Here is a 22,704-nt window from a genome sequence, read left to right as displayed (position 1 = left end):
GCCGCCGTCCGCCGCATCCGGACAGGGCCGACTTTGGTCACTCCTTGCGATTGCTGCTGTGCCCGGGGCTCAGCTTGGCCTTTGGATCGATAAACGTCTTCGCGTTGTTGACTGCGGTCGGGGCTTCCCCGAAACCGGTGGCAATCAGCTTGACCTTGCCGGGATAGGTGACGATGTCGCCCGCCGCGTACACCCCCGGGATATTGGTCTCCATGCGCGTGTTGACGACAATCTCGTTGCCCTCAATCTCCAGGCCCCAGTCCGCGATGGGCCCGAGAGAAGCGGTGAAGCCCAGGCCGCTGACGATGGCGTCCACCGCCAGTTCCGTACGCTCCTTCGTCTTGTTGTGGATCAGCACCGCCTTTTCCAACCAATCCCCGCCGCTGACCGAGTCCAATTCGACAAACGTGCGCACGTCGACCGTCGAGGACAGCAGGCGTTTCACGCTCTCCTCGTGGGCCCGGAACTGGTCGCGCCGGTGGATCAACGTGACCGAGGACGCGACGCCCTCCAGCATCAAGGCGAAATCGACCGCGGAGTCCCCGCCGCCGATGACCAGGGTGCGTTTGCCGCGGAACTTTTCGAGATCGTCGATGTAATAGTAGACGCCCCGTCCGACGAACGCCTCCGCGTTTTGTGCGGGCAACGGGCGCGGGGAAAAGGCGCCAATCCCGGCGCAGATGATGACCGCCTTGGTGAGGTGCACCTGCTTGTCCGTTCTCAGTTCAAAGACGCCGTCCTCGCGCCGCGTCAATCCCTCGACCGTCTCGTTCAGGTGCACGGCCGGATTGTACTGGAAGGCCTGCTCCTTGAGCTGTTCCACCAGTTGTTTCGCGCGGATCTTCGGAAATCCCGGCACGTCGTAGATGTACTTCTCCGGATACAACGTGGCCAATTGCCCGCCCAACTCGGGCAGACTGTCGATGATCTTGCACGAGGCGTCGCGCATGCCACAGTAGAACGCCGCGAACAATCCCGTGGGGCCGCCCCCGATGATGGTGATGTCGAACACTTGGGTGGCCTGGCTGAGCGATCCCGTCTCGGTCACTGGAAGCCCCTCCTCCGTAACGTAAAAACCAACCGGGCCCATTATACCGTATCTACTGCGCCACAAACAGGTAGTCGCGGGCGATGCGGGCCGGGCCCAAGGCGTTGTCCGAGGCGTACCGTGCCGGGGCGAAGTGGACCTCGAGATCGGGCGCCTCCGAGGCCAGCTGGCGTCTCACACGCGCCTGGATGTCCGCGTTGGCGGCCACGCCGCCCGCGACCACCAACCTCCGGGCACCGAGCCGATCCCGCCAGCGCAGCACAGCCTTCGCAACCGTGCGGGCGATGCAGATCTGGACCGCCAACGCCACCTCAGGCCCCGGCACGCCGGCCTCCACCGCGCGCAGGGCGGCCGCGCACGGGCCCGAGAAGCTGAGGCCGGCCGACGGACGGCTCGAGGGGACGCGGAAACCGCTGTCTGGAGGTGCCTGCTGCGCGAGCCGCTCCAACGACGGGCCCGCCGGGAACGGCAGGCCCAAGGCGACCCCGACGCGATCGACAAATTGCCCCGCGTGAAGGTCGGCCCCCTCCTCGAGCGTGGTGACGCGATACCCGAAGCGCGTGCGTTCCGCCCACACCAGGTCGGAGGTGCCCCCGGAGAGGTGCAGGGCGAGAAAGGGCCCGTCCCAGGGCGCAAGAAAATGGCATGCGGCCGCCAGGTGGCCCTCCTGGTGTGAACAGGGCACCACGGGAAGGCCGAGAGCGCGGGCGAATGCGTGTGCAAAGCTCGCGCCGGCGCGGAACACCGGCATGTAGGAGCGGGCGAAGGGCCGGGGCCGAACCGACACCCCGACGCCCGCCCAGGCGGGGCCGATCCCCGCGGCGGCGAGTTGCGCCACCAGGTCGTCCATCACGCCGGGCAGATGCTGCACATGAAAAAAGAGCGCATCGGCTTGCCGAAGCCCTCTCTCTCCTTCGCGAACCGGCAGCCCGCGCCGCGCGTCCGCCACCAGTTCCCCAGTGTCCGCCCGCACGGCGGACAGCGAGGTGGTGTAGTTGCTCGTATCGATTCCAAGTACCAGCATGTCCTGTCTCCCTGCTTGCCGCCTACGATCTCGCCGCTGCCCGGCGCTCGTGCGCCAACGGGATCACCCGCGAAAGCACGCCGTTGACGAACCGGCCCGACTCCTCCGTGCTGTACTGCTTGGCCAGCTCGACCGCCTCGTCCGCGATGGTCGCCACATCCACATCCCACTCGTACAACAACTCGAAGACGGCGAGCCGCAAGATGGCGAGATCCACACGCGCAATCCGGTCGAGCCGCCACCCTTGCACGCGCTCCTTCAGGATGCCGTCAATTTCCGGCAACGCCGCCACCGTGCCTTCCACCAGACGCGCCACATACGTTCGATCCGCGTCCGTCGCCGACTCCTCGTCCTCGAAGACGTGGCGGACAGCCTCCTGCGCACTCGACTTTCCGACCTCGATCTGATAGATGGCTTGCACCGCTTTCGCGCGCAGGTCATGGCGCCGCATCCCACCACCTCCTTGTTCGTTGGGCGGGCGCTACGCTCCGTTTGTGCTACGCAAGACACACCGCATAGCGCCCGCCCAACTGTCAGTAAAAGGGAAGGGCGCGGCACGCAGGGGCTTGCGCAGAGGAAGCGGAGCGCACCGCTCCGCCGGTTCACGAATCTCCGAACCGCTCGCTCAACAGCTTCTCGACGACGTCGCGCCATGACTCGTGCTGCTCCAGCACGCGTCCGGCCGCAAAACCGCCGCCGCCGAGGATCAACAGTAATACTGTGGCCCAAAAACCGAAGGCCATCCACACCGCCCACAGGACGCACCCGGCCAAGAGCCCGTGCCACCGCCGCTTCAGCGAACGGAACCAGGCCCAGGCCTCGCGCACCCCGTTCATGCCTGACTCCACCCTCGCGAACCGCGCGCGGAAGCGCCTCCGGAGATCTCGGTGACGCTTACGAGGACCTGTTCCACGACCACCGCTGTGGTCCGTTCCACGTACGCCTTGACCGCTTCCTGGATCTCGCGGCCCATCTGGGCCAAGTCCAGATCCGGCAGCGCGCGGACGCGCACCGCCAACACAATCCCCGATTGCCCGTGGCGCACGCGCGTATCCAATTCATGCACGCCGCGCACCGACCGCCCGGTGCGGTTGGCCAATTCCCGGATGGTGTCAAACGAGATGCGAATGTGCCCGAAATCCCCCGGGAGCAACACGAAGTCCGGCTCCCGTCGGCGCACCTTGTAAAACAGGAAGCGCACCGCCAGGAGCGCGAACACCACGCCTCCCGCCATCAGATAGGCATTGTCCGGGTATGCCGCCCATTCTCCCACCCCTCCGGCGGGAGCCAGGGCCCCGGCGCCGACGAGAAACGCACAGGCGCCGGCCGCCAGGCCCGCCAGGCAGAAGATGATCAACAACACGCGATCCAAAGCGCTCACAGTACCCCTCCCCGGAGGACGGTCAGCGCGCCCGTTTGTCTGCCGCCAATTCCTGCGTTTCCTTGCCCTTGTCCTTCTCGGTGTGCAGGCTGATGCCGGCGACATGGACGTGCACCGCCGTCACGTCCAATCCGGTCATGCTCTCGACCGTGCGCTTGACGTGCTCCTGTACCGCCAACGAGACGGACGGGATGTTCACGCCGAACTGAAGCACCACCGCCAGTTCAATGGTGCAGGTCCTATCCGCTTCTCCAAATTGGACGCGAACGCCCCTTGTGAAATTCTTGCGTCCGAGGAGCGATTCGGTGATGCCTCCGGCGAAGCCCCCGCTCAATTCGACCACGCCGACCACCTCGCTCGCCGCGATGCCGGCGATGATCTGAATCACCTCGTCCGCAATTTGAATCCTCCCGAGGTCGGTGGCCTCGAACTCCATATCCTGCATGGCAGACATCCTTTCCGCCCACGTTGGCTGAAGTATACCATTCCTCTCCGACGGGACCAAGACCCTACAGGACCGGGTACTCTTCCAGGAACCGGGTCGTCACGTCTCCCGAGCGGAATTTCTCGTGCCGGAGCAGCCTTTGATGGAACGGGATGGTCGTGCGAACCCCCTCGATGCGAAACTCGCCCAACGCCCTCAGCATGCGGTCGATGGCCTGCTCGCGCGTCGGCGCCCAGACAATCAGCTTCGCAATCATCGAGTCGTAGGTCGGGGGCACCACGTACCCCGGATAGGCGGCGCTGTCCACGCGCACCCCCATCCCTCCGGGCGGAAGGTACGCCTCGATTTTGCCGGGGCTCGGCATGAAGTTGCGCTCCGGATCCTCTGCGTTGATGCGGCACTCGATAGCGTGTCCGGAGAGCACCACATCCTCCTGCCGGACGGACAACGGCTCACCGGCCGCCGCCAGAATCTGTTCGCGGACGAGGTCGATCCCGGTGACCCACTCGGTCACCGGGTGTTCGACCTGAATGCGCGTGTTCATCTCCATGAAGTAAAAGTCGCCTTCCGGCGTGTAGATGAACTCCACCGTCCCGGCCCCGACGTAGCCGACTGCCCGCGCCGCAGCCACGGCGGCCGCTCCCATCGCGGCCCGCGTCTCTGGCGACAGGACGGGACAGGGCGACTCTTCCACCAATTTCTGCAGACGGCGTTGGACGGAGCAGTCCCGCTCCCCCAGGTGAATGACGTTTCCATGGCGGTCCGCCAGCACCTGGACCTCCACGTGGCGCATCCGCTCGATGTACTTTTCGAGATAGACGCCAGCGTTGCCGAAGGCGGTCTCCGCCTCCCGCTGGGCCGTCGTCACCGCCTGGCGCAGCGCATCCGGGTCGCGCACAATGCGGATCCCCTTCCCGCCGCCGCCCGCCGTCGCCTTGATGACCACCGGGTAGCCCACCTGTTCGGCGAGGGCGACCGCCTCGTCCGCGTCGGCCAAGAGCCCGTCGCTCCCGGGAACGGTCGGCACGCCCGCCCGCCTCATCGTCTCCTTCGCCCTCGACTTGTCCCCCATGGCTTCGATGGCGCGCGCGCTCGGGCCGATAAACGTGATCCCGCAGGCCTCGCAGACCTCGGCGAAATCCGGGTTCTCCGAAAGAAATCCGTATCCGGGATGGATGGCATCGACACCGGTCAGGGTCGCGACCGACATGATGCTCGGAATGTGCAGATAGCTCTGCCGGCTCGGCGCCGGCCCGATGCAGTACGCCTCATCCGCCATCTGCACGTGCAGCGCGTCGCGATCCGCCTCCGAGTACACCGCGACCGTCTCAATGCCGAGTTCGCGGCATGCGCGAATGACGCGCACGGCGATCTCCCCGCGGTTGGCTATCAGAACGCGTTTGAACATCGCGGATCTCCTCACGCTCGTTTAATCTTGAACAGCGGTTGGCCGTACTCCACCAATTGGCCGTTCTCCGCCAGGACGGCCACCACTTCGCCCGACACCTCTGCTTCAATCTCGTTCATCAGCTTCATCGCCTCGACGATGCACACCACCGTCTTCTCCGTCACCTTGGTCCCCACCTCGACGTACGGCGGTGCATCCGGGGCAGGCGCGCGATAGAACGTACCGACCATCGGCGATTTGATAATATGTATGTTCGCCTCATCCTCCGCGAGTTCCGGCGCAGGGGCGGCCGCGGGTGCGGATGGCGCAGCGGTCGGCGCGGCAGCGGGCTCGGCGGGAGCCGGCACGGCGGGTTGGGGAGACGCCGCCGGCATCGCCGGCACAGCCGCCTGCGGCGCGACCGCCGGGATGTCCGGTTTTTTCAGAAGGAGTTTCATATCCTCAGTCTCGATGCGGATCTCCGCGAGACTTGTGTCATCCAGGAGTCGGATCAGTTCGCGAATCTCCCCGATTTTCAACACCCAAGGTCACCCCTCGACGATAGACGTGTCCACCACTCGCCCTAGTATAGCACACGAGAAACTGGCGGCGCACTCCATCGTTCAGGGGGCACCCCGTCGGTCCGGGGCATTGAAAAAGCGCCCCGGCGCTCGCCGCGGGGCGCTTTGAGCGGAATCCTCAGGCCTTGGCCTGCACCGTCACGTTCACCACCGGCAGGTTCAACTGTTGGCTCACCACGTTCACGATGGATACGGCTTGCTGCGCGGTCAGCTTGTCGGTCTTCACGTACACCACGGCCTTCTGTCCGCTGGCGTCCGGGATGATCACGCAGTCCTTGTAGCCCTGGCCAAGGACCCGGTCGCGGGCCGTCTCCAGATTCCCTACCAGCGTCTGCAACTGCTCCAGCTTCTGTTTCGCCTGCCCGATCTGATCCGCGCTGGCGCTGCTGTTGCTGATCACCTGGTTGTACGTGTCCACCTGCTGCGCGTACTGCTGTTCCAGTTGAGTCTCCATGTTGACGTACCAATCGGATGAAGAAGAGGCCGTGCCGCCCGCCTGGCTGGTCCCGGTGCCCGTCGTGCTCGTCTGGCCAGACGTGCCCGCCTGGCTCCCCGTCCCCGTCTGGCTGGTGCCACTTTGGCTCGTCGCGCCCGTCGTCCCCGTCCCGCTCGTCTGGCTCGACTGGCTCGACTGGCCGCTGTCCGGCGGCGTGGCACTCGTGGCCACGGACGACCCGTCCGGGTTTTTCGTGGCGGTGAGTCCCCCGTCATTGTTCATGGTATAGTAGCCGATGAGCATCAGCGACAACACCATCATCGTGGACAGCCACACCGTTTGCCGTTTGACCACCTGTACATTCCTCCCACTCTACGTTTTCACCTTTCCGGCTCCACGCTAATTTTATATGCGGGCACGTCCAAGACATGCCGGATCGCATCGATGATTTGTGCCTTGGCGACGTAAAAGTCGTCCGCTTTAACCAAGACCAGCACCCCGCGTACCTTCGGGGTGACGCGCTGCGTGACGAAGGGGACGCTGTCGCCGTCACCCGTGCGCTCCGTGAACACGTCGCTGCGGGTCGTCGTGCTCTGGGAAGTCGTCTGCTGGCCGCTCGTCTGCGTCTGCGTGGTCTGCTGGGTGTTCTGCGCCAACTGCAGACTTTCGGTCGAATCGACGGTCACCATCACCGACACGTCCGCGATGCCCTGCATCTGCTTGAGCATCCCCGCGAGCTGCTGGGCATAGCGCTGCTCCAGGTCGTGCACGGAGCCCACCTGGCTATCGTCCGGCGCGGCTGGAGCGCCCGCCGCAGCCGTCGGCTGCGCCGAAGCTTGGCTGGTGACGGCGGAAGCGCCACGCACCCCGCCGCGGCCCGCGAACGTCCCGAGCAAGAGGCAGGCGATCCCGATGATGCCGAGGAAGATCAGCCACTTGTTCTGGTGCAAGGGTTTGAGATCCACCGAATCTCTCCTTTCACCCCGCGTGCACCGTGACGCGGCCGCGCGGGATCTGCAATTGGTCGGCGGTCCATGCGGCGATGGCGTCGGCCTGGCTGGCGAGACGGGGATCGATGCGGATGTCCACGGAAGCGGCCGCACCCGTTGCCGCCCCGGTCACCCGGACCGTGGGCGCCGGTCCACCGAACGCCTCCGCGATGTCTTCCGCCAGCCGCCGTCCGAGCAGGTCGTCTGCGGCCTCCGCCTGCTGCGCCTTGAGGACGTCCTCTATCCCCGCGGCCGCGGGCGCCTGCACACCCGCCGGCGGTTGCGCCAGTTCGGCATCGATGGCTGCCGCGGCGCGGTCCGCCCAGTCGGAACGCAGATAAGGCAAGAACGGTTGCAGCATCGCGGCCAGGATGGCCACCCCCATGACGGCCCGTACGTACCGCTGCATCGCCTTGGTCGGCAACAGCAGATCCGCCAAGGCGGCGAGGATCACCAACAGGATGATCTGCTTGAGCCACTCGCCCATCGCCGTCATGCCATGATCACCGCCAGGTTGGCCGAGACCAACAGGATGCAGATGGCGAAGAAGAACATCAGGGCGACCGCGGCAACGCTCGCGAACAGGAGCACCATGCTCTTGCCGATGGCCCCCAGGCAGTCCACCATCGGGTTGTCCCCGAGCGGTTGCATCAAGGCGGCGCTGCCGTGGTAGATGAGCGACAGCGCCAGGATCTTGAGCACCGGGAAGAGGGCGATGAACGCGACCATCACCAGCCCCGCCGCGCCGATGGCGTTCTTGACCAACAGCGAGGCGCTGGCCACCGTCTCGGCCGCGTCCGACACCGCCTTGCCCACCACCGGGACGAAGGTGCTGACCGCGAACTTCGCGGTGCGCAGCGCCACGCCGTCGGCGACGCCTTTGCCGAGTCCCTCCACCGCGGTGACCCCGAGAAACGCGCTCAGACACAGGCCCAGGACGGCGACGCCCCCGGTCCGCAGCAACCCGGCGAGCCGGGTCAACGAGTAGCGGGGAGACAGGGCGCTGACAATGTCCATCACGGCGGCGAAGAAGATGAGCGGGAACACGAACAGAAACACGACGTTGCTGATGAGATGCACGGCGAACAGCAGCAGAGGTTGAAAGAACGCGGCCGACACGAGCGATCCGGACGCCGCCATGACCGTGACCACCAACGGCACGGTCGCCAGCATGAAATCGGTCATCGACTGGATGGCGTGCTTGGCGGTCCCCACCGCTTCCGTGAACGATCCGATGGCGAGCACGAGCAAGACGAGGAACACGACGAAGTAGGCGACCTGGCTGACGGTCTGGCGCTCGAACGCGGCCTGCATGGACTCGAGCAGGGCGGCCAGCACGGAGAGCACCAGGATGCCCCCCAGCAGTTGGGCGTTGTCCAGCACCTCGCGCAGGAAGTAGCGCACGACGCCGGCGGCGATGCCGTGCAGGTTGAATCCGCCGCTGTCGAGGATGGAGCGGACGATGCTGCCCCCCGGGACGTCCGGCAAAAACCCGCCGTATTCGGCCTGCAGGTCATGCCAGAAGCGGTCGATGGACTGCACGGGCAGTTGGTCCAACTGCTGCTCGGCCGCCGCGCGCGCGGAATTGCCCGCCTGCGCCAGGGCACTCTGGCCGGGGGCGTCCGAGCCGAGGGGAGCCGAAGCGGAGACACCGGCGGGATCGACCGCCGCCCGTGCCAGTCCGGGATGGACCGCGAGCCCGCACAGCAGCCCGAACCACAGCAGAACGCCCGTCCACCATCGCCAGCGCACCGGCATCCCACTCCCTCCTCACGGCAGAAGATGCACCACCGACTCGACCACCCCCGTGATGATGGGGACCGCCAGGACGACGATGCCGACTTTGCCCACCAGTTCAATCTTTCCGGCCAACGCCCCCTCATGGGCGTCCCGGGCCACCTGCGCGGCGAATTCGACGATGTACGCAATCCCGATGATCTTCAGCACGGTGCCGAGAAATCCCTGATCGACCCGCGCGGCCTGGGCCAGGTCCGTGATGGCGCGCACCACGTCCTGCATCGGCCCGAGGACCGCGAGGAACAGGACGATGCCGGCCATCAGGCCGACCATCATTGCGAACTGCGGCATCCGCTCGCGAAGCACCACCACGATGACCGTCGCCGTCAATCCGATGCCCACCAGCTGTAAGATTTGCACCCGGCTCACCTACTGCCGCAAAAACACGGTTTCAATCTCCCGGTAGAGGTTGCCGACATACCCGATGACCATCATGAAGACCACCACCAAGCCGACGACGGTGGTCCAATACGCGTAATTCTCCTTGCCGCTCTCCTTGAGCAGGGAATGCAGGAAGGCGACGAGGAAGCCGATGCCGGCAATTTGCAAGATGGCGCGGATCTCCGGTGTCACGGCCCATCCCCCCAAGGGCGGCACAGCCGCCGTTAGTACAGCAGGATCACAATCGTCAGCCCCACCAGCGCCCCGATATACTGCCACAGGCGCTCGTGCGTGCGCTGAAGCTCGCGCGCCTCCTCCTCCAACCCGGCCAGGCGAACGATGGCCACCTCGAACTGCTGGCTCTGGTGCACCCGGTCCGACGTGCCGAGCGTCCGGCCGAACTCCCGTACCACCTCCAGGTCGGCCTCGCGCAAGGCGGAGGAACGGCCTGCCTCGTGCAGTGCGCGCGCGAGCGCGTCGGCCACCGGGACGTCGCCATCCTGCAGGATGTCCGCGGCGGCGGCGAACAGGACGCCGGCGGGCGGCGAGACCCGTTCCGACACCCGGCGAAGCGCGGCGGGCAGCGGCGTGACGCTGTACTCCACCTCCGCCTGCAGCAACCGCATCCCCTGCATCAGCGCGCGCAGTTGGCGTGGCCTCTCCCGGTAGTCGCGGGCGATGCGAAAGCCAATCCCGGTGCAGGCCACGAACACCAGGGCGGCGCCAATCGCTTTCATCAAGGCGCATCCGTCCTTCGGGAGAGGTTGGAAACCCCGGCGACCGGCAGCCCTCTGGCGTCGAGGATGGACTCGATAGTCCCTGGGCCGCGGCGGCGGCTGAGGACCACGTAACGGTGGAACGCCTGCCCGTGAAACAGTTCTCCCATGTGCGGCCGCGTCCGCCACTCGTCGAGATTTCGCGCATGAGCGCTGGCGAGTACCGCCACCCCCGCGTGCGCCGCCTCGAGGATGGCGCCGACGTCCTGGGCACGGCCGATCTCGTCCGTCACCACGATATCCGGAGACAGGCTGCGGATGGCCATCAACATCCCCTCCGCTTTCGGGCACGCGTCCAGCACATCGGTGCGCGGGCCAAGGCGGAACTGCGGCACGCCCTCCACACACCCGGCGATCTCGGAGCGCTCGTCGACCACGGCCACCTTGCACGGACGCCCTGCGGGCAGGCCTCCCTCGCTCCACAGCCGGGCCAGGTCGCGGAGGAGCGTGGTCTTGCCGCACTGCGGCGGCGAGATGAGCAGCACGCTCAGCGGTGCGCCGCTGACCGGGTCCTGCACGTGGGCGCGCAGCGGATCGGCCGCACCCAGCCGTTCCCTCGCGATCCGGACGTTGACGGACGTGATGCTGCGGATGGATCGCACGGCCCCCGACTCGTACAGCACCGCCCGGCCGGCGACCCCCACGCGGTGACCGCCCGGCATGGTGACGAACCCGCGGCGCAGATCGTCCTCCACCGCGTACAAGGAAGACTGCGTGACCACCTGGATGACCCGCATCAGATGGTCCTCGGTCACCCGCATCGCCTCGTCCGGGCTGCGGGTCAGACCCCGTTCCCGGTGCAAGAACTGATCCAAGCCCGCCCCGCACACCTGCAGCGGTTGGTGGAGCCGAAACCGGAGTTCCTCCACGCGCTCCAGGACCGCCGACGGGAGGCTTTGCAGGCGCTGGGCGACGTCGGGCGGACAGACGCGGAAAACCTGCTGCCAGGGCCAATCCCCTGCCGGTGCGGATTCCCGGTTCCACACAACGTCCTCCACCTCCCTGGTTAGTCCATGTATACGGACAGGCCGGGAGCGATATGACAGCCAGTCCGGGCGAGAAAGCCGTCACCCGAGAGCGGGGTGCCGCATCCCATAACAGAAGACAACTGCGTTTTCGGCGGAGGGAGGGACGGCCGTGGACGTCGCCGTCTTGGTGCGTTGGATTGTGGTCTTTCTCGTAATTTTCGTGCTGTTGATGTTCCTCGTGTTCAGCCTGGTGCGAAAGTCCGTCCAGTGATCCCGCCCGCCCGGCCGGGATCCTTCTCCTACCCGCGTGCTCCGAGCAGGATGCAGCCCACACCGAGCACAATCAAGGCGATGCGCCACAGGGCCATTTCGCCTGCGAGCCCGCTGATGCCGAGCATCGTCACCGTGACCAACACCAACGGACCGACGAGGGCGAGCGCCGCATTGACCTGCAACGCCGATGCGGCCGTGCCGAAGTACAGCATCAGGCAGGCACCCGTCAACTCCGCCAGACTGGACAAGAAACGGAGCCCGGCCATCGCATACACCACTTTGTCGATGACCTCAAACACCGCTGATCCGCCGTGCACGCATGCCACGTCACCCCCCACGCTTGTTCGATATGCCGCTCGTCCATGCGGCAGAACCACTCACCGGACGCAAATGCAAAAAACCCGAGCGGAAAGACCGCTCGGGTCACTCTTTCTCGCGCGGCGCGCGCGGCAGGCCATCCCTGCCCGGCCAGGCGGGATGGCGCGGATTCGCCCCTCAGGCGCGCGACACGTAGTTGCCGGTGCGCGTGTCGATGACCAACACGTCCCCTTCATTGATGAAGAACGGCACCTGCAGCGTGTATCCGGTCTCCACCGTCGCCGGTTTGCTGCCGCCCGTCGCGGTGTCGCCGCGGATGCCCGGCTCCGTCTGGATGACCTTCAGCTCCACCGTGTTGGGCAGATCGATGCCGATGGGCTGCCCTTGGTGCATCACGACGAAGCAATTCATATTTTCCTTGAGGAAATTCAATTCGTACTCCAACTGCGATTTGGGAATGGTGATCTGGTCAAACGTCTCCGTATCCATGAACGTGTACAGATCCCCGTCGTTGTACAGGTACTGCATCTCGCGCGTCTCGATGTGCGCGCGCGGCACCTTTTCCCCGGCCCGGAACGTGGTCTCCTTGACCGCGCCCGTCTTGACGTTCTTCAGCTTTGTGCGCACGAACGCAGCGCCCTTCCCGGGCTTCACATGCATGAACTCAATCACGCGGTAGATCTCGCCGTCCACTTCAATCGTCGTACCGGTGCGAAAATCGTTGCTGGAAATCACGAAAACCCCTCCTGATGTCTCAAACCTCAATCAACGTATCCTTGGCGGAATGCGTCAACACCCGCCCGCCGTTCGGCGTGACGACCACGTCTTCCTCAATCCGCACCCCGCCCCACTCGGGCAGATAGACGCCCGGCTCGATGGTGATGACCATCCCGGGTTCCAGAACGTCCTCTCCGGTCTTCGAGATACGCGGATCCTCGTGGATCGCTAAGCCGATGCCATGTCCCAGCGAATGGCCGAACGCCTCCGCCAGGCCATGGCGCGCCAGCGCGTCCCGCGCCACAGCGTCCAGCTCCCGGCCTGTGATGCCGGGCCGGACCGCCGCCAAGGCCAGCCGCTGCGCCTCCAGCACGCGTTCGTAGATCTCGCGTTGGCGCGGATTGGCCTTGCCGATGACCACCGTGCGGGTCAGGTCCGAACAATATCCCTGGTACAGGGCGCCGAAGTCCATCGTCACCAGGTCCCCCATCTCGAGGACCTTGTCGCTGGCCACCCCGTGCGGCATCGCCGACCGCCAGCCGGACGCCACGATGGTGTCGAACGCCGCCCCGGAGGCCCCCCGTTTGCGCATCTGGATTTCCAGTTCCAGGGCCACTTCGCGCTCCGTCAGGCCCGGCCGGAGCACGCCGAGCACATGCTCGAACGCTTCATCCGCGATGCGGGCCGCCTCTTCGAGGATGGCGATCTCCGCCTCGTCCTTGACGATGCGAAGGCGTTCCACCACGCCGGAGACCGGCACCCAGGTGAAGCCGGGCACGGTCTTCTCCAACGTTCGGTAGCGCTCCACCTCGCCATATGTGAGGTAGTCTTGCTCAAATCCGACCGCTTTCACACCCAGCGACTGGACGAGCTCGGCCAGCAACTCGAGAAACGCTCCCCCGTGGGAGGCCTGTTGCTGCACCACCTCGAATCCCGCACACTGCGCCTTGGCCTGCTGCGTGTACCGAAAGTCGGTGATGACGAGCGCACGGTCAACCGTCACCAGCACATTGGCGGAGGTTCCGGTGAACCCGCTGACATAACGCCGGTTCTCCGGGCTCGACACGAGCATCGCGTCCAATCCGCGCGCGGCCATCTCCGCGCGCAACCGGTCCAATCTGCCGCTCATTCGCGTTCTCCCCCTCGCTCCCGCCTCCACAGGTCCAGCAGATGCCGGGCTGCCAACACGTATCCCGCCGTGCCGAGCCCGACAATCTGCCCCAGGACCACGGGGGCGAGCACGAGCTGATGGCGGAACGCCTCGCGGCGGTGCACGTTCGAGATGTGTACCTCAATCACGGGACGCCCGACCTCCGCCACGCAGTCCCGCAGGGCGTACCCATAATGGCCGAGGGCGCCAGGATTGAGGACAATCCCGATGGACCCCGGCCCGTGCTGCTGCAGGAAATCAATCAGGGCACCCTCGTGGTTGGACTGGAAGTCTTTCACGGCGACCCCGCAGGCCTCGGTCACTTCACGGACGCGCACGCACACATCGTGGAGGGTCTCGGTGCCGTACACCTGAGGCTCGCGCTGCCCAAGGCGGTTCAGATTCGGCCCATTCACGACGAGGAGATACGGTCGCTCAGCCATTCAGAATCCACCTTCATACCGTGTAAAGAAGACAAATCGCTGTCATTGTATCACATGCGTTGATATACTGAAACATATCGCCGCCAGGGAGGGAATCCCGTGACCGAGCTGTGGATTGTGCGCCATGGAGAGACCGATTGGAACGCGGAGGGCCGGGTTCAGGGTTGGACCGACATCCCGCTCAACGGGAAAGGCCTGCGCCAGGCGGCACGGCTCGCCGATTGCTTGCGCGCGACGCCATTCACCGTGATCCTCAGCAGCGATCTCGTGCGGGCCAAGGCCACCGCCGAGATCTTGGCAACGGGCCGGGGGATTCCCCTCATCCTCGACACCGACCTGCGAGAGCGGTGTTTCGGACGGCTGGAAGGCACCCGGCGCGACCCTCGCGCGGACGCGCGCGCCGTCCTCCCGTTGCCCGAGGACGGGGCGGAGTCAGAAGGCCAGGTGCGCCAGCGGGCCGAGCGCTTCCTCGCGCGGGTCGCCGCCAGCTATCCGCATGCCAGGGTGCTGTGCGTCAGCCACGGAGGATGGATCCGAGCGCTGCTCAGGTCCATCGGCATCATGGACGAGGTCTCCCTGCACAACACCGGGGTCACGCGCCTCATCCACCGTGACGGCCAGTGGCAGGCCACAGCCATCGACGATGTCCGGCACCTGCAGGATGACGGCACGGTTCGGGCTTCGCAGCAGACCCCATCCGCGCTGCCGGCGACGCGCCCTTAGGCGCGCCCGCCGGCCGCTTCGCCTTCCTCGGGAAAGGTGTACCGCAGGACGGGCGACCGGGCGGCCGTCACCTCATCCAAGCGGCCCACCACCGTGCGGTGCGGCGCAGCCCGCACGAACTCCGGATTCTCCTCCGCTTCTTTCGCAATCTGCAGCATGATGTCGGCGAACTCGTCGAGCGTCTCCAAGCTCTCGCATTCGGTCGGCTCAATCATGAGGCACTCTTCGACAATCAGCGGGAAGTAGATGGTCGGCGGGTGCACACCGAAGTCGAGGAGCCGCTTGGCGATGTCGAGCGTGCGTACGCCCTGCTGCTTCTGGCGCCGGCCCGAGAGCACAAATTCGTGTTTGCAGACGCGATTGAACGGGACATCGTACGCCTCCGCCAACCGCCGCATCAGATAGTTGGCCGCGAGCACCGCGTGTTCAGACACCTGCTTCAACCCGTCCGGGCCCAACGTGCGGATGTAGCTATACGCGCGGACGAGGACGCCGAAGTTCCCATAAAAGCCCTTCACCTTGCCGATGGATTGCGGACGGTCCCAGTTGAGCCGGTACGTCCCGTCGTGCCGCCGTTCCACCGTCGGCTTGGGCAAATACGGCTCGAGGTGCGCCTTGACCCCGACGGGCCCCGCGCCTGGGCCGCCGCCTCCGTGCGGCGTCGAAAAGGTCTTGTGCAGGTTGAGGTGGACCACGTCGAAGCCCATGTCGCCGGGCCGCGCGTAGCCGAGAATCGCATTCATGTTGGCCCCGTCGTAGTACAGGAGGCCCCCCGCCGCGTGCACAATCTGCGCAATTTCTTCAATCTGCGTCTCGAACAACCCGAGCGTGCTGGGATTGGTCAGCATCAACGCCGCCGTGTCCGGGCCCACCGCCTCGCGCAGGGCGTCCAGGTTGACGCTCCCGTCGGGGTTCGAGGGGATGGTCACCGCCTTGAGGCCCGCCATGGTCACCGACGCCGGATTGGTGCCGTGCGCGGAATCCGGAACAATCACCTTGTCCCGGCGCTCACCGCGATCGCGATGATACGCCGCAATCATCATCAACCCGGTCCATTCCCCCTGCGCGCCGGCGGCCGGCTGCAGGCTGACCGCATCCATGCCGGTGATTTCCGCGAGGAATCCCTGCAGCGTGTGCATCAGCTCGAGCGCGCCCTGGACGGTGGATTCGGGCTGCAGCGGGTGGATGTTGGCGAACCCGGGCAACCGGGCCGCGCGCTCGTTGCGCTTTGGGTTGTACTTCATCGTGCACGATCCGAGCGGGTAGAACCCGGAATCCACCCCGTGGTTGCGGGTCGACAGGGCGGTGTAGTGGCGGATGACGTCGACCTCGCTCAGCTCTGGCAGGCGCACGTCGGACGGACGCACGTACGGCGCCATATCCTCCAGGGGCGCCTCCGGCACGTCCAGCGCCGGCAAGGTGTACGCCCGCCGTCCCGGCCGGCTGCGTTCAAACACCAACGGTTGATCGCCTTCCCGTTGCAGGCTCACAAGCATCCCTCCAATGCCGAGACGACGGCGTCCATCTCTTCGCGCGTGCGCACTTCGGTGACGGTCAGCAGGACGCAGCCTTCCAGATCGGGATACGCCCGTCCGAGATCGAACCCGAACAGGAATCCCTGCTCGAGCAGCCGCTGCTGGACCTCGGCCACGGGCCGCGGAAGCCGCAGGACAAACTCGTTGAAATACGGCTCCGGGAAGACCCGCTCCACGCCGGGCAACGCACACAGGCGCTCCTGCAGATAGCGCGCTTTGTGGTGGTTTTGCAGCGCCACTTCGCGCAAGCCGGCCGGCCCCATGTAGGCCAAGTAAACGGTCGCAGCCAGGGCGTTGAGCGCCTGGTTGGAGCAGATGTTGGAGGTCGCCTTCTCGCGCCGGATGTGCTGTTCGCGCGCTTGCAGGGTCAGCACGAACCCGCGCCGGCCCTGGGTGTCCTTCGTCTGCCCGACGATGCGCCCCGGCAGCCGCCGCATCAGATCCTTTTTGGCGGCCATGATGCCGAGGTACGGCCCGCCGTAGGCGACGGCGTTGCCGAGGGACTGCCCTTCGGCCACCACGATGTCCGCGCCGCGCTCGCCCGGAGCCGCGAGCCACCCGAGGGCGATGGGATACGCGGCGACGACGAGCAGCGCGCCCGCACGGTGGGCGATGTCCGCCAACTCCTGCAGGTCCTCCACGCAGCCGAAGAAATTCGGATACTGCACCAACACCCCGGCCACCGTGCTGTCGCACAACCGGCTCAAGGCGTCGGGGTCCACGCATCCCCCGCGCAGCGGAATTTCCACCACTTCCACCGCCTGCCCGGAGGCGTACGTCGACAACACCGCGCGGTACTCCGGGTGCACGTTGGCCGCGACGAGCAGTTTGTTGCGGCGCGTGTGGACGCAGCACACGAGTCCCGCCTCCGCCAACGCCGTCGGGCCGTCGTACATGGACGCGTTGGCGATGTCCATACCGGTCAACTCGGCCACCATCGTCTGGTATTCAAAGGTGGCCTGGAGCATGCCCTGGCTGATCTCCGGTTGATACGGCGTGTAGGACGTGTAAAACTCGGACCGGCTGATGATGGCGTCGACGACGCTCGGGACATAGTGCTCGTACGCCCCCGCACCGAGAAAGCTCGTCACCTGCGAAAAGTCCAGATTCTTGCGGGACAACTGCTGAAGGTGGCGCTCCAGCGCCAGTTCGGACATCGCCTCGGGCAATTGAAGCGGGCGGCGCATCCGCACCGACTCCGGGATGTCGCTGAACAGCGCCTCCGTGTCCGGGATGCCGAGGTACGCCATCATCTTCTGCCGGTCTTCTGCGGTATGGGGAATATAGCTGTAACGGTTCAATGGCCCATCCTCCCTGGATCCAACCTCAGCCGTCGGAACGGCGGGGCCGCTTGTAAAACGGCGTCTTGACCACCACGGCAGCCGCCTCCTTGCCGCGCACGTCCACCGTGAGCTGCGCGCCCACGCCCGCGTAATCCGCGTCCAACAAAGCCAGCGCGATAGGCACCTTGAGCGTCGGCGACTGGGTTCCCGACGTCACCCGTCCGATCTCGCGGCCGTCGGCGCGGACCGCATAGCCCTGGCGCGGAATGGCCCGCTCCTGCATCTGGATGCCGGCGATCCGGCGCTTGACCCCTTGCGCCTTCTGCTCGGCGAGCACCTCGCGTCCGACAAAGCTGCCCTTGTCCCACTTGACGAACACCCCGAGCCCCGCCTCCAGGGGCGTGATGTCGTCTGTGAGCTCGTGCCCGTACAACGGCAGCCGGGCCTCCAACCGCAAGGTATCGCGCGCGCCCAAGCCCGCGGGGACCAACCCCTGCGGCTGCCCGTGGGCGAGGATGCCCTCCCACAGGGCCGGACTGTCTTCCGCCGCGGCGTACAGCTCGAACCCGTCCTCTCCGGTGTACCCGGTGCGCGAGATCACGACCGGCTTGCCCAGCACCCGTCCCTCGCAAAAGTGGTAGTACCGCAGTGGCCGCAGGTCGGTGTCGGTCAACCCCTGCAGAATCTGCTCCGCGAGCGGCCCCTGCAGCGCCAAGAGGGCGATCTCGGCGGATCGGTCGGTCACCTCGGCCCCGAGGCCCAGCTTGTCCCGCCAACCGGCAATCCAGCGGTAGTCCTTCTCGATGTTCGCCGCGTTGACGACCACCCAAAACCGGTCCTTGTCCCACCGGTACACCAGCAGGTCGTCCACGCAACCCCCTCGTTCGTTGGTCATCGGGGTGTACAGTGCCGCACCCGGCTCCAAGCGCTGTACGTCGTTGGTCACGACGTGCTGCAGAAGCCTCAGCGCGTCCGGACCCCGGACCTCGAATTCGCCCATGTGGGAGACATCGAACAGGCCGGCACGCGTCCGAACCGCTTCGTGCTCCCGCAGGATCCCGGAAAATTGCACGGGCATCTCCCACCCGCCGAACTCCACCGTCTTCGCGCCGTACGCTTGATAGAGCGGGTACAGGGGCGTCCTTTTCAGTTCTGCCACCGCGCTCCCTCCTCGCTTCGCGGACCGTACGCTCCCTACCAGGGACCCGGCCCCCTTCCATCCGCCGGCGGCCCAGCCCGCCAAGCGTATTACACGCTGTGTAAGAAATGGTGAAAAACGTCTCATACTAGGACGTACCCGGCGTGCCCGGAGGCTGGGACCGGACCACCCGGATGAGCAGCGCATGACACGAACTCGCCCAGAGGACAGCACCATCCCGCGCGACTGGAGGGATGCCCGGTGACAGGACCGCTCGCGGACCAGCGGATGCCGTCCACGACGCCTCCAATCTACTGGACAGGCCAAGACTCGCTTTACGCGTTTACAGCATACCTAGAAACGGAGCCCGTTGGCAACCAGGCCGCCTGGAACTTGTTCCGGCTCACGGCCACAGCCATCCAGGCCCGCATGGCGCCCGCGTTCGACGATCTGATGGCGCTCGGGCACGTCGTCGGCTTCACTCCGCTCCCGCACCAGGTGGCGACCGCCAAACAGGTCATTCAAGAGATGCACGGCCGCGCCATCCTGGCCGACGAAGTCGGTCTCGGCAAGACCATCGAAGCCGGACTCATCATGAAGGAGTATCTGCTGCGCGGTCTCGCCCGGAAGATCCTCGTCCTAGTTCCGGCCTCCCTCGTCCTGCAGTGGACGCGCGAGTTGAACGAGAAGTTTCGCATCCGCGCGTTCGCCCAACGCCACGAGGCCAACTGGGCCCACTACGACGTCATCGTCGCCTCCCTCGACACCGCCAAGCGTGAACCCCACCGATCGGCGGTGCTGGGCGTCGAATGGGACATGGTCGTCGTGGACGAAGCGCACAAGTTGAAGAACAGCCGGACAAAAAACTGGCAGATGGTCAATCAAATCCCCAACAAGTACATGCTTCTGCTCACGGCAACGCCCATGCAAAACCATCTGGCCGAACTGCATACCCTCATCACCTTGCTACAGCCCGGACGACTGGGCAACCGCGGGCAATTCGTGCAGGAGCACACCGTCACCGCCCGCACGCCCAAGAACCCGGCCGCTCTGCGGGCCCAGTTGACCGAGGTGATGATCCGCAACCGTCGCCGCGACGGCGCCGCCGCGTTGCCGGATCGGCACGTGCACGTCGTCCCCCTCGAGTTGAACCCCGCCGAACGCACGCTGTACGACGCGGTGCAGCAGTTCTTGCGCGGGGAATACGAGGCGCGGATGGCGCGGCGAGGATCGGTGTTGCCGCTCATCACCCTGCAGCGGGAGATCTGCTCGTCACCGTACGCGGCGCTGTTGACGCTGGAAAAGATGCTCAAGCGCACACGCAGCGACGAGGCCTGCGCCCGGATCGCGGAGCTGATGCAGATGGCACAGCGGATCGAGGTGCCCACCAAGGTGGAAACGGTCCTCCGCATGCTGGACGAAATTCCCGGCAAGTGCATCGTCTTCACGGAATACCGCGCGACCCAGGATTTCCTGATGTACATGCTCCGCAAGCGCGGCGTGCCCGCCGTCCCGTTCCGCGGCGGATTCCGGCGGGGGAAGAAGGATTGGATGAAAGATCTGTTCGCGAACCGCGCGCGGGTGCTCGTCGCCACGGAGTCGGGCGGTGAGGGCATCAACCTGCAGTTTTGCCACCACATGATCAACTTCGACCTGCCCTGGAATCCCATGAAACTGGAACAGCGCATCGGGCGCATCCACCGGCTGGGGCAGACCGAGGAGGTGCACGTGTACAACCTGTCCACCCGCAACACCATCGAGGCGCATATCGTGGAGCTGTTGCAGGAGAAAATCCGGATGTTCGAGATGGTGATCGGGGAGCTCGACTACATCCTCGGCGACCCGAAGCGATTGGCGCGGTTTGAGGAAGAGATCCTCAACCTGGCGATGACGAGCATCAGCGAGGACGAGTTGAGGGAGCGCCTGCACCAGTATGGCGAACAGGTGCTGCGCCCAGAACGCGGAGGTGTGACGAAATGACGGTCGAGACGCCCCGCCCACCGTCGCCGCGGACTCCTTCTCCACCCGGGCCGGCCCCGCAGATGGCACTGCCCCTGCGCAGTGACGAGGAGCGGATGCGGTTTTGCGACGCGTACTTTTCCTCCGTGGGCGCACCGGTGGTCTACGAGGCGCCGTTCTACCGGGAATACCAGCTGCCCCGCGACGTCGACAAAGAGCTGACCGACCGGCCCTACTACTGGATGTGGGTCGAGAAAACCCAGCAGGACGTGCCGCCGACCGTGCTCCGCCTCGCCTTCGCGGAATCCGCCCTGGAGCGCGAGAACGAGCGCCTGCGGCAGCAAGCCCTGCGCGACGCCGAGCGCCAGGGGCTCACCGATCTGCAGCGGCGTTTCTTCCGCCCGCCCGCCGCCGAATGGATCAACCTCGGCTGCTTCCGCCTGGACAAGATATTTCAGTCCCTCGACCGCCGCGGACAATTCGCCTGTGTGGCCCCCCGTCATCTGCCACCGGACGCGGTCAGGGTCCCCTGGTTGATGCTGAATCTCCTGGTCTCCTTTCGCTGCGACCTGACGCAACAGGAGTTCTGGTCCCTCGGGGTGTGTCTCGTCAACGGCCAGGTGGTGGAACGTTTTTTGCCAGCGCTGGACCGGCTGGACATGGTGCCGCTGGACACACCCGCGAAGGCATGTCTGTCGGGCACCCTCTCGCTCGACCAGGCTTGGCAGCGCGCTTCCCTCCACGTCGAGCGCCGGCTCTCCGAACGGCCCCATGACTGGGCCGACGCGGCCACGCGCCGGTGGCTCGGCGAGCGGGAACAGGTACGCACCTACTACCGGAGTATCCTGCCGGATGTGCCGGAGCCGGAACGCGCGCTGGTCGCCCAGGAGCAAGCCCGCAGAGAGCGGGAATTGGAGGCGCGGATGAGACCCCGGATCGACGTCGAGCTGCGGCAGGTGGCACTGGTCGTCCTGGCGGAACGGCCGGCCTCCGCCCAGTCCCCCGCCGGGCCGTCCCCCGACGCGCTCAAGTGAGGGCTTCGAGGCCGCGCTGGCGGGCGTCCTCTCCGTCCATCCTGGCCATCTTCGCCATCTGGAGAATGCGGCTGCGCAGCGGGCTGACACTGTCATGCAGGTCCTGGCCGCCCCGCCGGTAGATGTCCGGCGGCGCGTAGTTGCTCGTGAACCAGGTTGGCAGTTTGCTGTGAAAGCGGTGATTGATGACGCGGAACAATTTCTCCAGGGTGAACTCGTTGGCTCGTTCTTGGGCGAACTCGTCAATCCCGAGCACCGGTGCGGTCGCGTACGCCTCAAGCAGCGGCTCGAGATCGCCGTTGTCGGCGATGATGTGGCGCATGCGGTCGAAAATGGAGTCGGAGCGCACCACCAGACATGGCACTCCGCGCTCCTGCAGCCGGTTGAACACCGCCAGCATCAGATGCGTCTTCCCGACGCCCGGCGGACCGAAGATGTACAACCCGTCGGCGGGCTGGCCCGGTTCGAACGTCTCCGCGAAATGCTTGGCAAACGCCCACAGGCGCGGATACTTGCGCCGCTGCTCGACGGGGAAGTTGTCCAGGCGGTACTCGCGGTCCTGCGGCAGGCTGCCCGAGATGGACGCCCACCGCTCCACCCGGCGCCTCGTCAGATCCTCGAGATACGGCTGACACCGCTGCACGCGCACCGTCAACTGGGGGCCGTACGGTTCCAACGTCTCCGTGAATCCCTTCATATCCCCCTCTTTGCCGCAGTGGGCGTAGCCGGTGCACGCCGCACAGATTTTCGCCTGGCGGATGTAATCGAGCAAAAGCGCCCGGTGGCGCAGAATGACCTCGTCCGGCACCCGCCATTCGGCCAACTCCGGGATGGCCTCCCGAAAGTACGACGGGCCGTACGCCTCGTCGCGGCCATTGCCCCGGACTTTCGGCAGGATGTGCTGGATGTGCTGCATCT

At 65.9% G+C, this 22,704-nt stretch carries 27 protein-coding genes; 3 read left to right on the top strand and 24 right to left on the bottom strand.

The features are described 5' to 3' along the window. Positions 1-37: 37 nt before the first annotated feature. The 20 genes from BM357_RS11345 to BM357_RS11250 form a co-directional block, all read right to left on the bottom strand. Positions 38-1,048 (bottom strand): NAD(P)/FAD-dependent oxidoreductase, encoded by a 1,011-nt coding sequence (locus BM357_RS11345; protein WP_281245589.1) that lies wholly within the window; start codon positions 1,046-1,048, stop codon positions 38-40. 52 nt (positions 1,049-1,100) lie between these two features. Beyond that, complete coding sequence (locus BM357_RS11340; RefSeq protein WP_074953174.1) at positions 1,101-2,072, bottom strand: Kae1-like domain-containing protein; 972 nt, start codon at positions 2,070-2,072, stop codon at positions 1,101-1,103. Between the two features lie 22 nt (positions 2,073-2,094). Beyond that, positions 2,095-2,523: a transcription antitermination factor NusB gene (gene nusB / locus BM357_RS11335; protein WP_074953171.1), complete on the bottom strand. Its 429-nt coding sequence runs from the start codon at positions 2,521-2,523 to the stop codon at positions 2,095-2,097. A 151-nt stretch (positions 2,524-2,674) separates the two neighbouring features. Beyond that, the gene (locus BM357_RS11330) at positions 2,675-2,908 is read right to left on the bottom strand and encodes a hypothetical protein (RefSeq protein WP_074953168.1); all 234 of its coding nucleotides are present in this window, start codon (positions 2,906-2,908) and stop codon (positions 2,675-2,677) included. Further along, a complete protein-coding gene (gene amaP / locus BM357_RS11325; RefSeq protein WP_074953165.1) occupies positions 2,905-3,453 on the bottom strand; it encodes an alkaline shock response membrane anchor protein AmaP in 549 nt (182 codons plus the stop codon). The genes BM357_RS11330 and amaP overlap by 4 nt, the downstream gene beginning before the upstream one ends. A gap of 22 nt (positions 3,454-3,475) precedes the next feature. Then, positions 3,476-3,898, bottom strand: coding sequence for an Asp23/Gls24 family envelope stress response protein (locus BM357_RS11320; protein ID WP_074953162.1), 423 nt, complete (start codon positions 3,896-3,898; stop codon positions 3,476-3,478). Positions 3,899-3,962: 64 nt separating this feature from the next. After that, the gene (gene accC, locus BM357_RS11315) at positions 3,963-5,306 is read right to left on the bottom strand and encodes an acetyl-CoA carboxylase biotin carboxylase subunit (RefSeq protein WP_074953159.1); all 1,344 of its coding nucleotides are present in this window, start codon (positions 5,304-5,306) and stop codon (positions 3,963-3,965) included. Positions 5,307-5,317: 11 nt separating this feature from the next. Beyond that, positions 5,318-5,827 carry an acetyl-CoA carboxylase biotin carboxyl carrier protein gene (gene accB, locus BM357_RS11310; RefSeq protein ID WP_074953156.1) on the bottom strand — a complete coding sequence of 170 codons (510 nt, stop codon included), beginning with the start codon at positions 5,825-5,827 and terminating at the stop codon, positions 5,318-5,320. A gap of 157 nt (positions 5,828-5,984) precedes the next feature. Further along, positions 5,985-6,656, bottom strand: coding sequence for a SpoIIIAH-like family protein (locus BM357_RS11305; RefSeq protein WP_074953153.1), 672 nt, complete (start codon positions 6,654-6,656; stop codon positions 5,985-5,987). Positions 6,657-6,682: 26 nt separating this feature from the next. Beyond that, positions 6,683-7,267 (bottom strand): hypothetical protein, encoded by a 585-nt coding sequence (locus BM357_RS11300; RefSeq protein WP_074953150.1) that lies wholly within the window; start codon positions 7,265-7,267, stop codon positions 6,683-6,685. 13 nt (positions 7,268-7,280) lie between these two features. Continuing rightward, on the bottom strand, positions 7,281-7,787 hold the full coding sequence (locus tag BM357_RS11295; RefSeq protein WP_074953147.1) for a stage III sporulation protein AF: 507 nt from the start codon (positions 7,785-7,787) through the stop codon (positions 7,281-7,283). Continuing rightward, the gene (spoIIIAE, locus tag BM357_RS11290; RefSeq protein WP_083430434.1) at positions 7,784-9,049 is read right to left on the bottom strand and encodes a stage III sporulation protein AE; all 1,266 of its coding nucleotides are present in this window, start codon (positions 9,047-9,049) and stop codon (positions 7,784-7,786) included. Before spoIIIAE ends, BM357_RS11295 begins: the two co-directional genes overlap by 4 nt. Positions 9,050-9,061: 12 nt before the next feature. After that, positions 9,062-9,448, bottom strand: a complete 387-nt coding sequence (gene spoIIIAD / locus BM357_RS11285; RefSeq protein ID WP_074953257.1) for a stage III sporulation protein AD — start codon at positions 9,446-9,448, stop codon at positions 9,062-9,064. 9 nt (positions 9,449-9,457) lie between these two features. Continuing rightward, entirely contained in the window at positions 9,458-9,661 is a 204-nt protein-coding gene (gene spoIIIAC, locus BM357_RS11280; protein WP_074953144.1) for a stage III sporulation protein AC, read from the bottom strand. Between the two features lie 32 nt (positions 9,662-9,693). After that, entirely contained in the window at positions 9,694-10,206 is a 513-nt protein-coding gene (spoIIIAB, locus tag BM357_RS11275; RefSeq protein ID WP_074953141.1) for a stage III sporulation protein SpoIIIAB, read from the bottom strand. Continuing rightward, positions 10,206-11,231, bottom strand: a complete 1,026-nt coding sequence (gene spoIIIAA, locus BM357_RS11270) for a stage III sporulation protein AA (protein WP_074953139.1) — start codon at positions 11,229-11,231, stop codon at positions 10,206-10,208. Before spoIIIAA ends, spoIIIAB begins: the two co-directional genes overlap by 1 nt. 281 nt (positions 11,232-11,512) lie before the next feature. Next, positions 11,513-11,803: a YqhV family protein gene (locus BM357_RS11265; protein WP_245783958.1), complete on the bottom strand. Its 291-nt coding sequence runs from the start codon at positions 11,801-11,803 to the stop codon at positions 11,513-11,515. Positions 11,804-11,981: 178 nt separating this feature from the next. Further along, on the bottom strand, positions 11,982-12,539 hold the full coding sequence (efp, locus tag BM357_RS11260; protein ID WP_074953136.1) for an elongation factor P: 558 nt from the start codon (positions 12,537-12,539) through the stop codon (positions 11,982-11,984). A gap of 19 nt (positions 12,540-12,558) precedes the next feature. Beyond that, a complete protein-coding gene (locus BM357_RS11255; RefSeq protein ID WP_074953133.1) occupies positions 12,559-13,650 on the bottom strand; it encodes a M24 family metallopeptidase in 1,092 nt (363 codons plus the stop codon). Further along, entirely contained in the window at positions 13,647-14,114 is a 468-nt protein-coding gene (locus BM357_RS11250) for a type II 3-dehydroquinate dehydratase (RefSeq protein ID WP_074953130.1), read from the bottom strand. The genes BM357_RS11255 and BM357_RS11250 overlap by 4 nt, the downstream gene beginning before the upstream one ends. A 99-nt stretch (positions 14,115-14,213) precedes the next feature. Between BM357_RS11250 and BM357_RS11245 the strand changes: the two genes are divergently transcribed. Then, positions 14,214-14,837 carry a histidine phosphatase family protein gene (locus BM357_RS11245; RefSeq protein WP_074953127.1) on the top strand — a complete coding sequence of 208 codons (624 nt, stop codon included), beginning with the start codon at positions 14,214-14,216 and terminating at the stop codon, positions 14,835-14,837. On the opposite strand, the gene gcvPB is transcribed toward BM357_RS11245, so the two are convergent. Genes gcvPB through gcvT form a run of 3 tightly spaced genes read right to left on the bottom strand, consistent with a single transcriptional unit; the run spans position 14,834 to position 18,814 of the window. Next, positions 14,834-16,327: an aminomethyl-transferring glycine dehydrogenase subunit GcvPB gene (gene gcvPB / locus BM357_RS11240; protein ID WP_074953123.1), complete on the bottom strand. Its 1,494-nt coding sequence runs from the start codon at positions 16,325-16,327 to the stop codon at positions 14,834-14,836. The two genes, BM357_RS11245 and gcvPB, sit on opposite strands and share 4 nt — an antisense overlap. After that, a complete protein-coding gene (gene gcvPA, locus BM357_RS11235; RefSeq protein WP_074953120.1) occupies positions 16,324-17,673 on the bottom strand; it encodes an aminomethyl-transferring glycine dehydrogenase subunit GcvPA in 1,350 nt (449 codons plus the stop codon). Before gcvPA ends, gcvPB begins: the two co-directional genes overlap by 4 nt. Positions 17,674-17,698: 25 nt before the next feature. Beyond that, the gene (gcvT, locus tag BM357_RS11230) at positions 17,699-18,814 is read right to left on the bottom strand and encodes a glycine cleavage system aminomethyltransferase GcvT (RefSeq protein ID WP_074953117.1); all 1,116 of its coding nucleotides are present in this window, start codon (positions 18,812-18,814) and stop codon (positions 17,699-17,701) included. A 240-nt stretch (positions 18,815-19,054) separates the two neighbouring features. On the opposite strand from gcvT, the gene BM357_RS11225 reads away from it, so the two are divergent. Both BM357_RS11225 and BM357_RS11220 read left to right on the top strand, forming a co-directional pair. Then, positions 19,055-20,773 carry a DEAD/DEAH box helicase gene (locus BM357_RS11225; RefSeq protein ID WP_245783957.1) on the top strand — a complete coding sequence of 573 codons (1,719 nt, stop codon included), beginning with the start codon at positions 19,055-19,057 and terminating at the stop codon, positions 20,771-20,773. Further along, the gene (locus BM357_RS11220; protein ID WP_083430432.1) at positions 20,770-21,786 is read left to right on the top strand and encodes a YqhG family protein; all 1,017 of its coding nucleotides are present in this window, start codon (positions 20,770-20,772) and stop codon (positions 21,784-21,786) included. The genes BM357_RS11225 and BM357_RS11220 overlap by 4 nt, the downstream gene beginning before the upstream one ends. Here the strand turns inward: BM357_RS11220 and zapE are convergent. Next, positions 21,779-22,702 carry an AFG1/ZapE family ATPase gene (gene zapE / locus BM357_RS11215; RefSeq protein WP_074953111.1) on the bottom strand — a complete coding sequence of 308 codons (924 nt, stop codon included), beginning with the start codon at positions 22,700-22,702 and terminating at the stop codon, positions 21,779-21,781. The genes BM357_RS11220 and zapE overlap by 8 nt on opposite strands. Between the last annotated feature and the right edge of the window lie 2 nt (positions 22,703-22,704).

This window comes from Paenalicyclobacillus macrosporangiidus, from assembly GCF_900116805.1.
Classification (GTDB): Bacteria; Bacillota; Bacilli; order Alicyclobacillales; family Alicyclobacillaceae; genus Alicyclobacillus_H; species Alicyclobacillus_H macrosporangiidus.
This window is presented reverse-complemented; position numbering and strand designations above follow the sequence as displayed.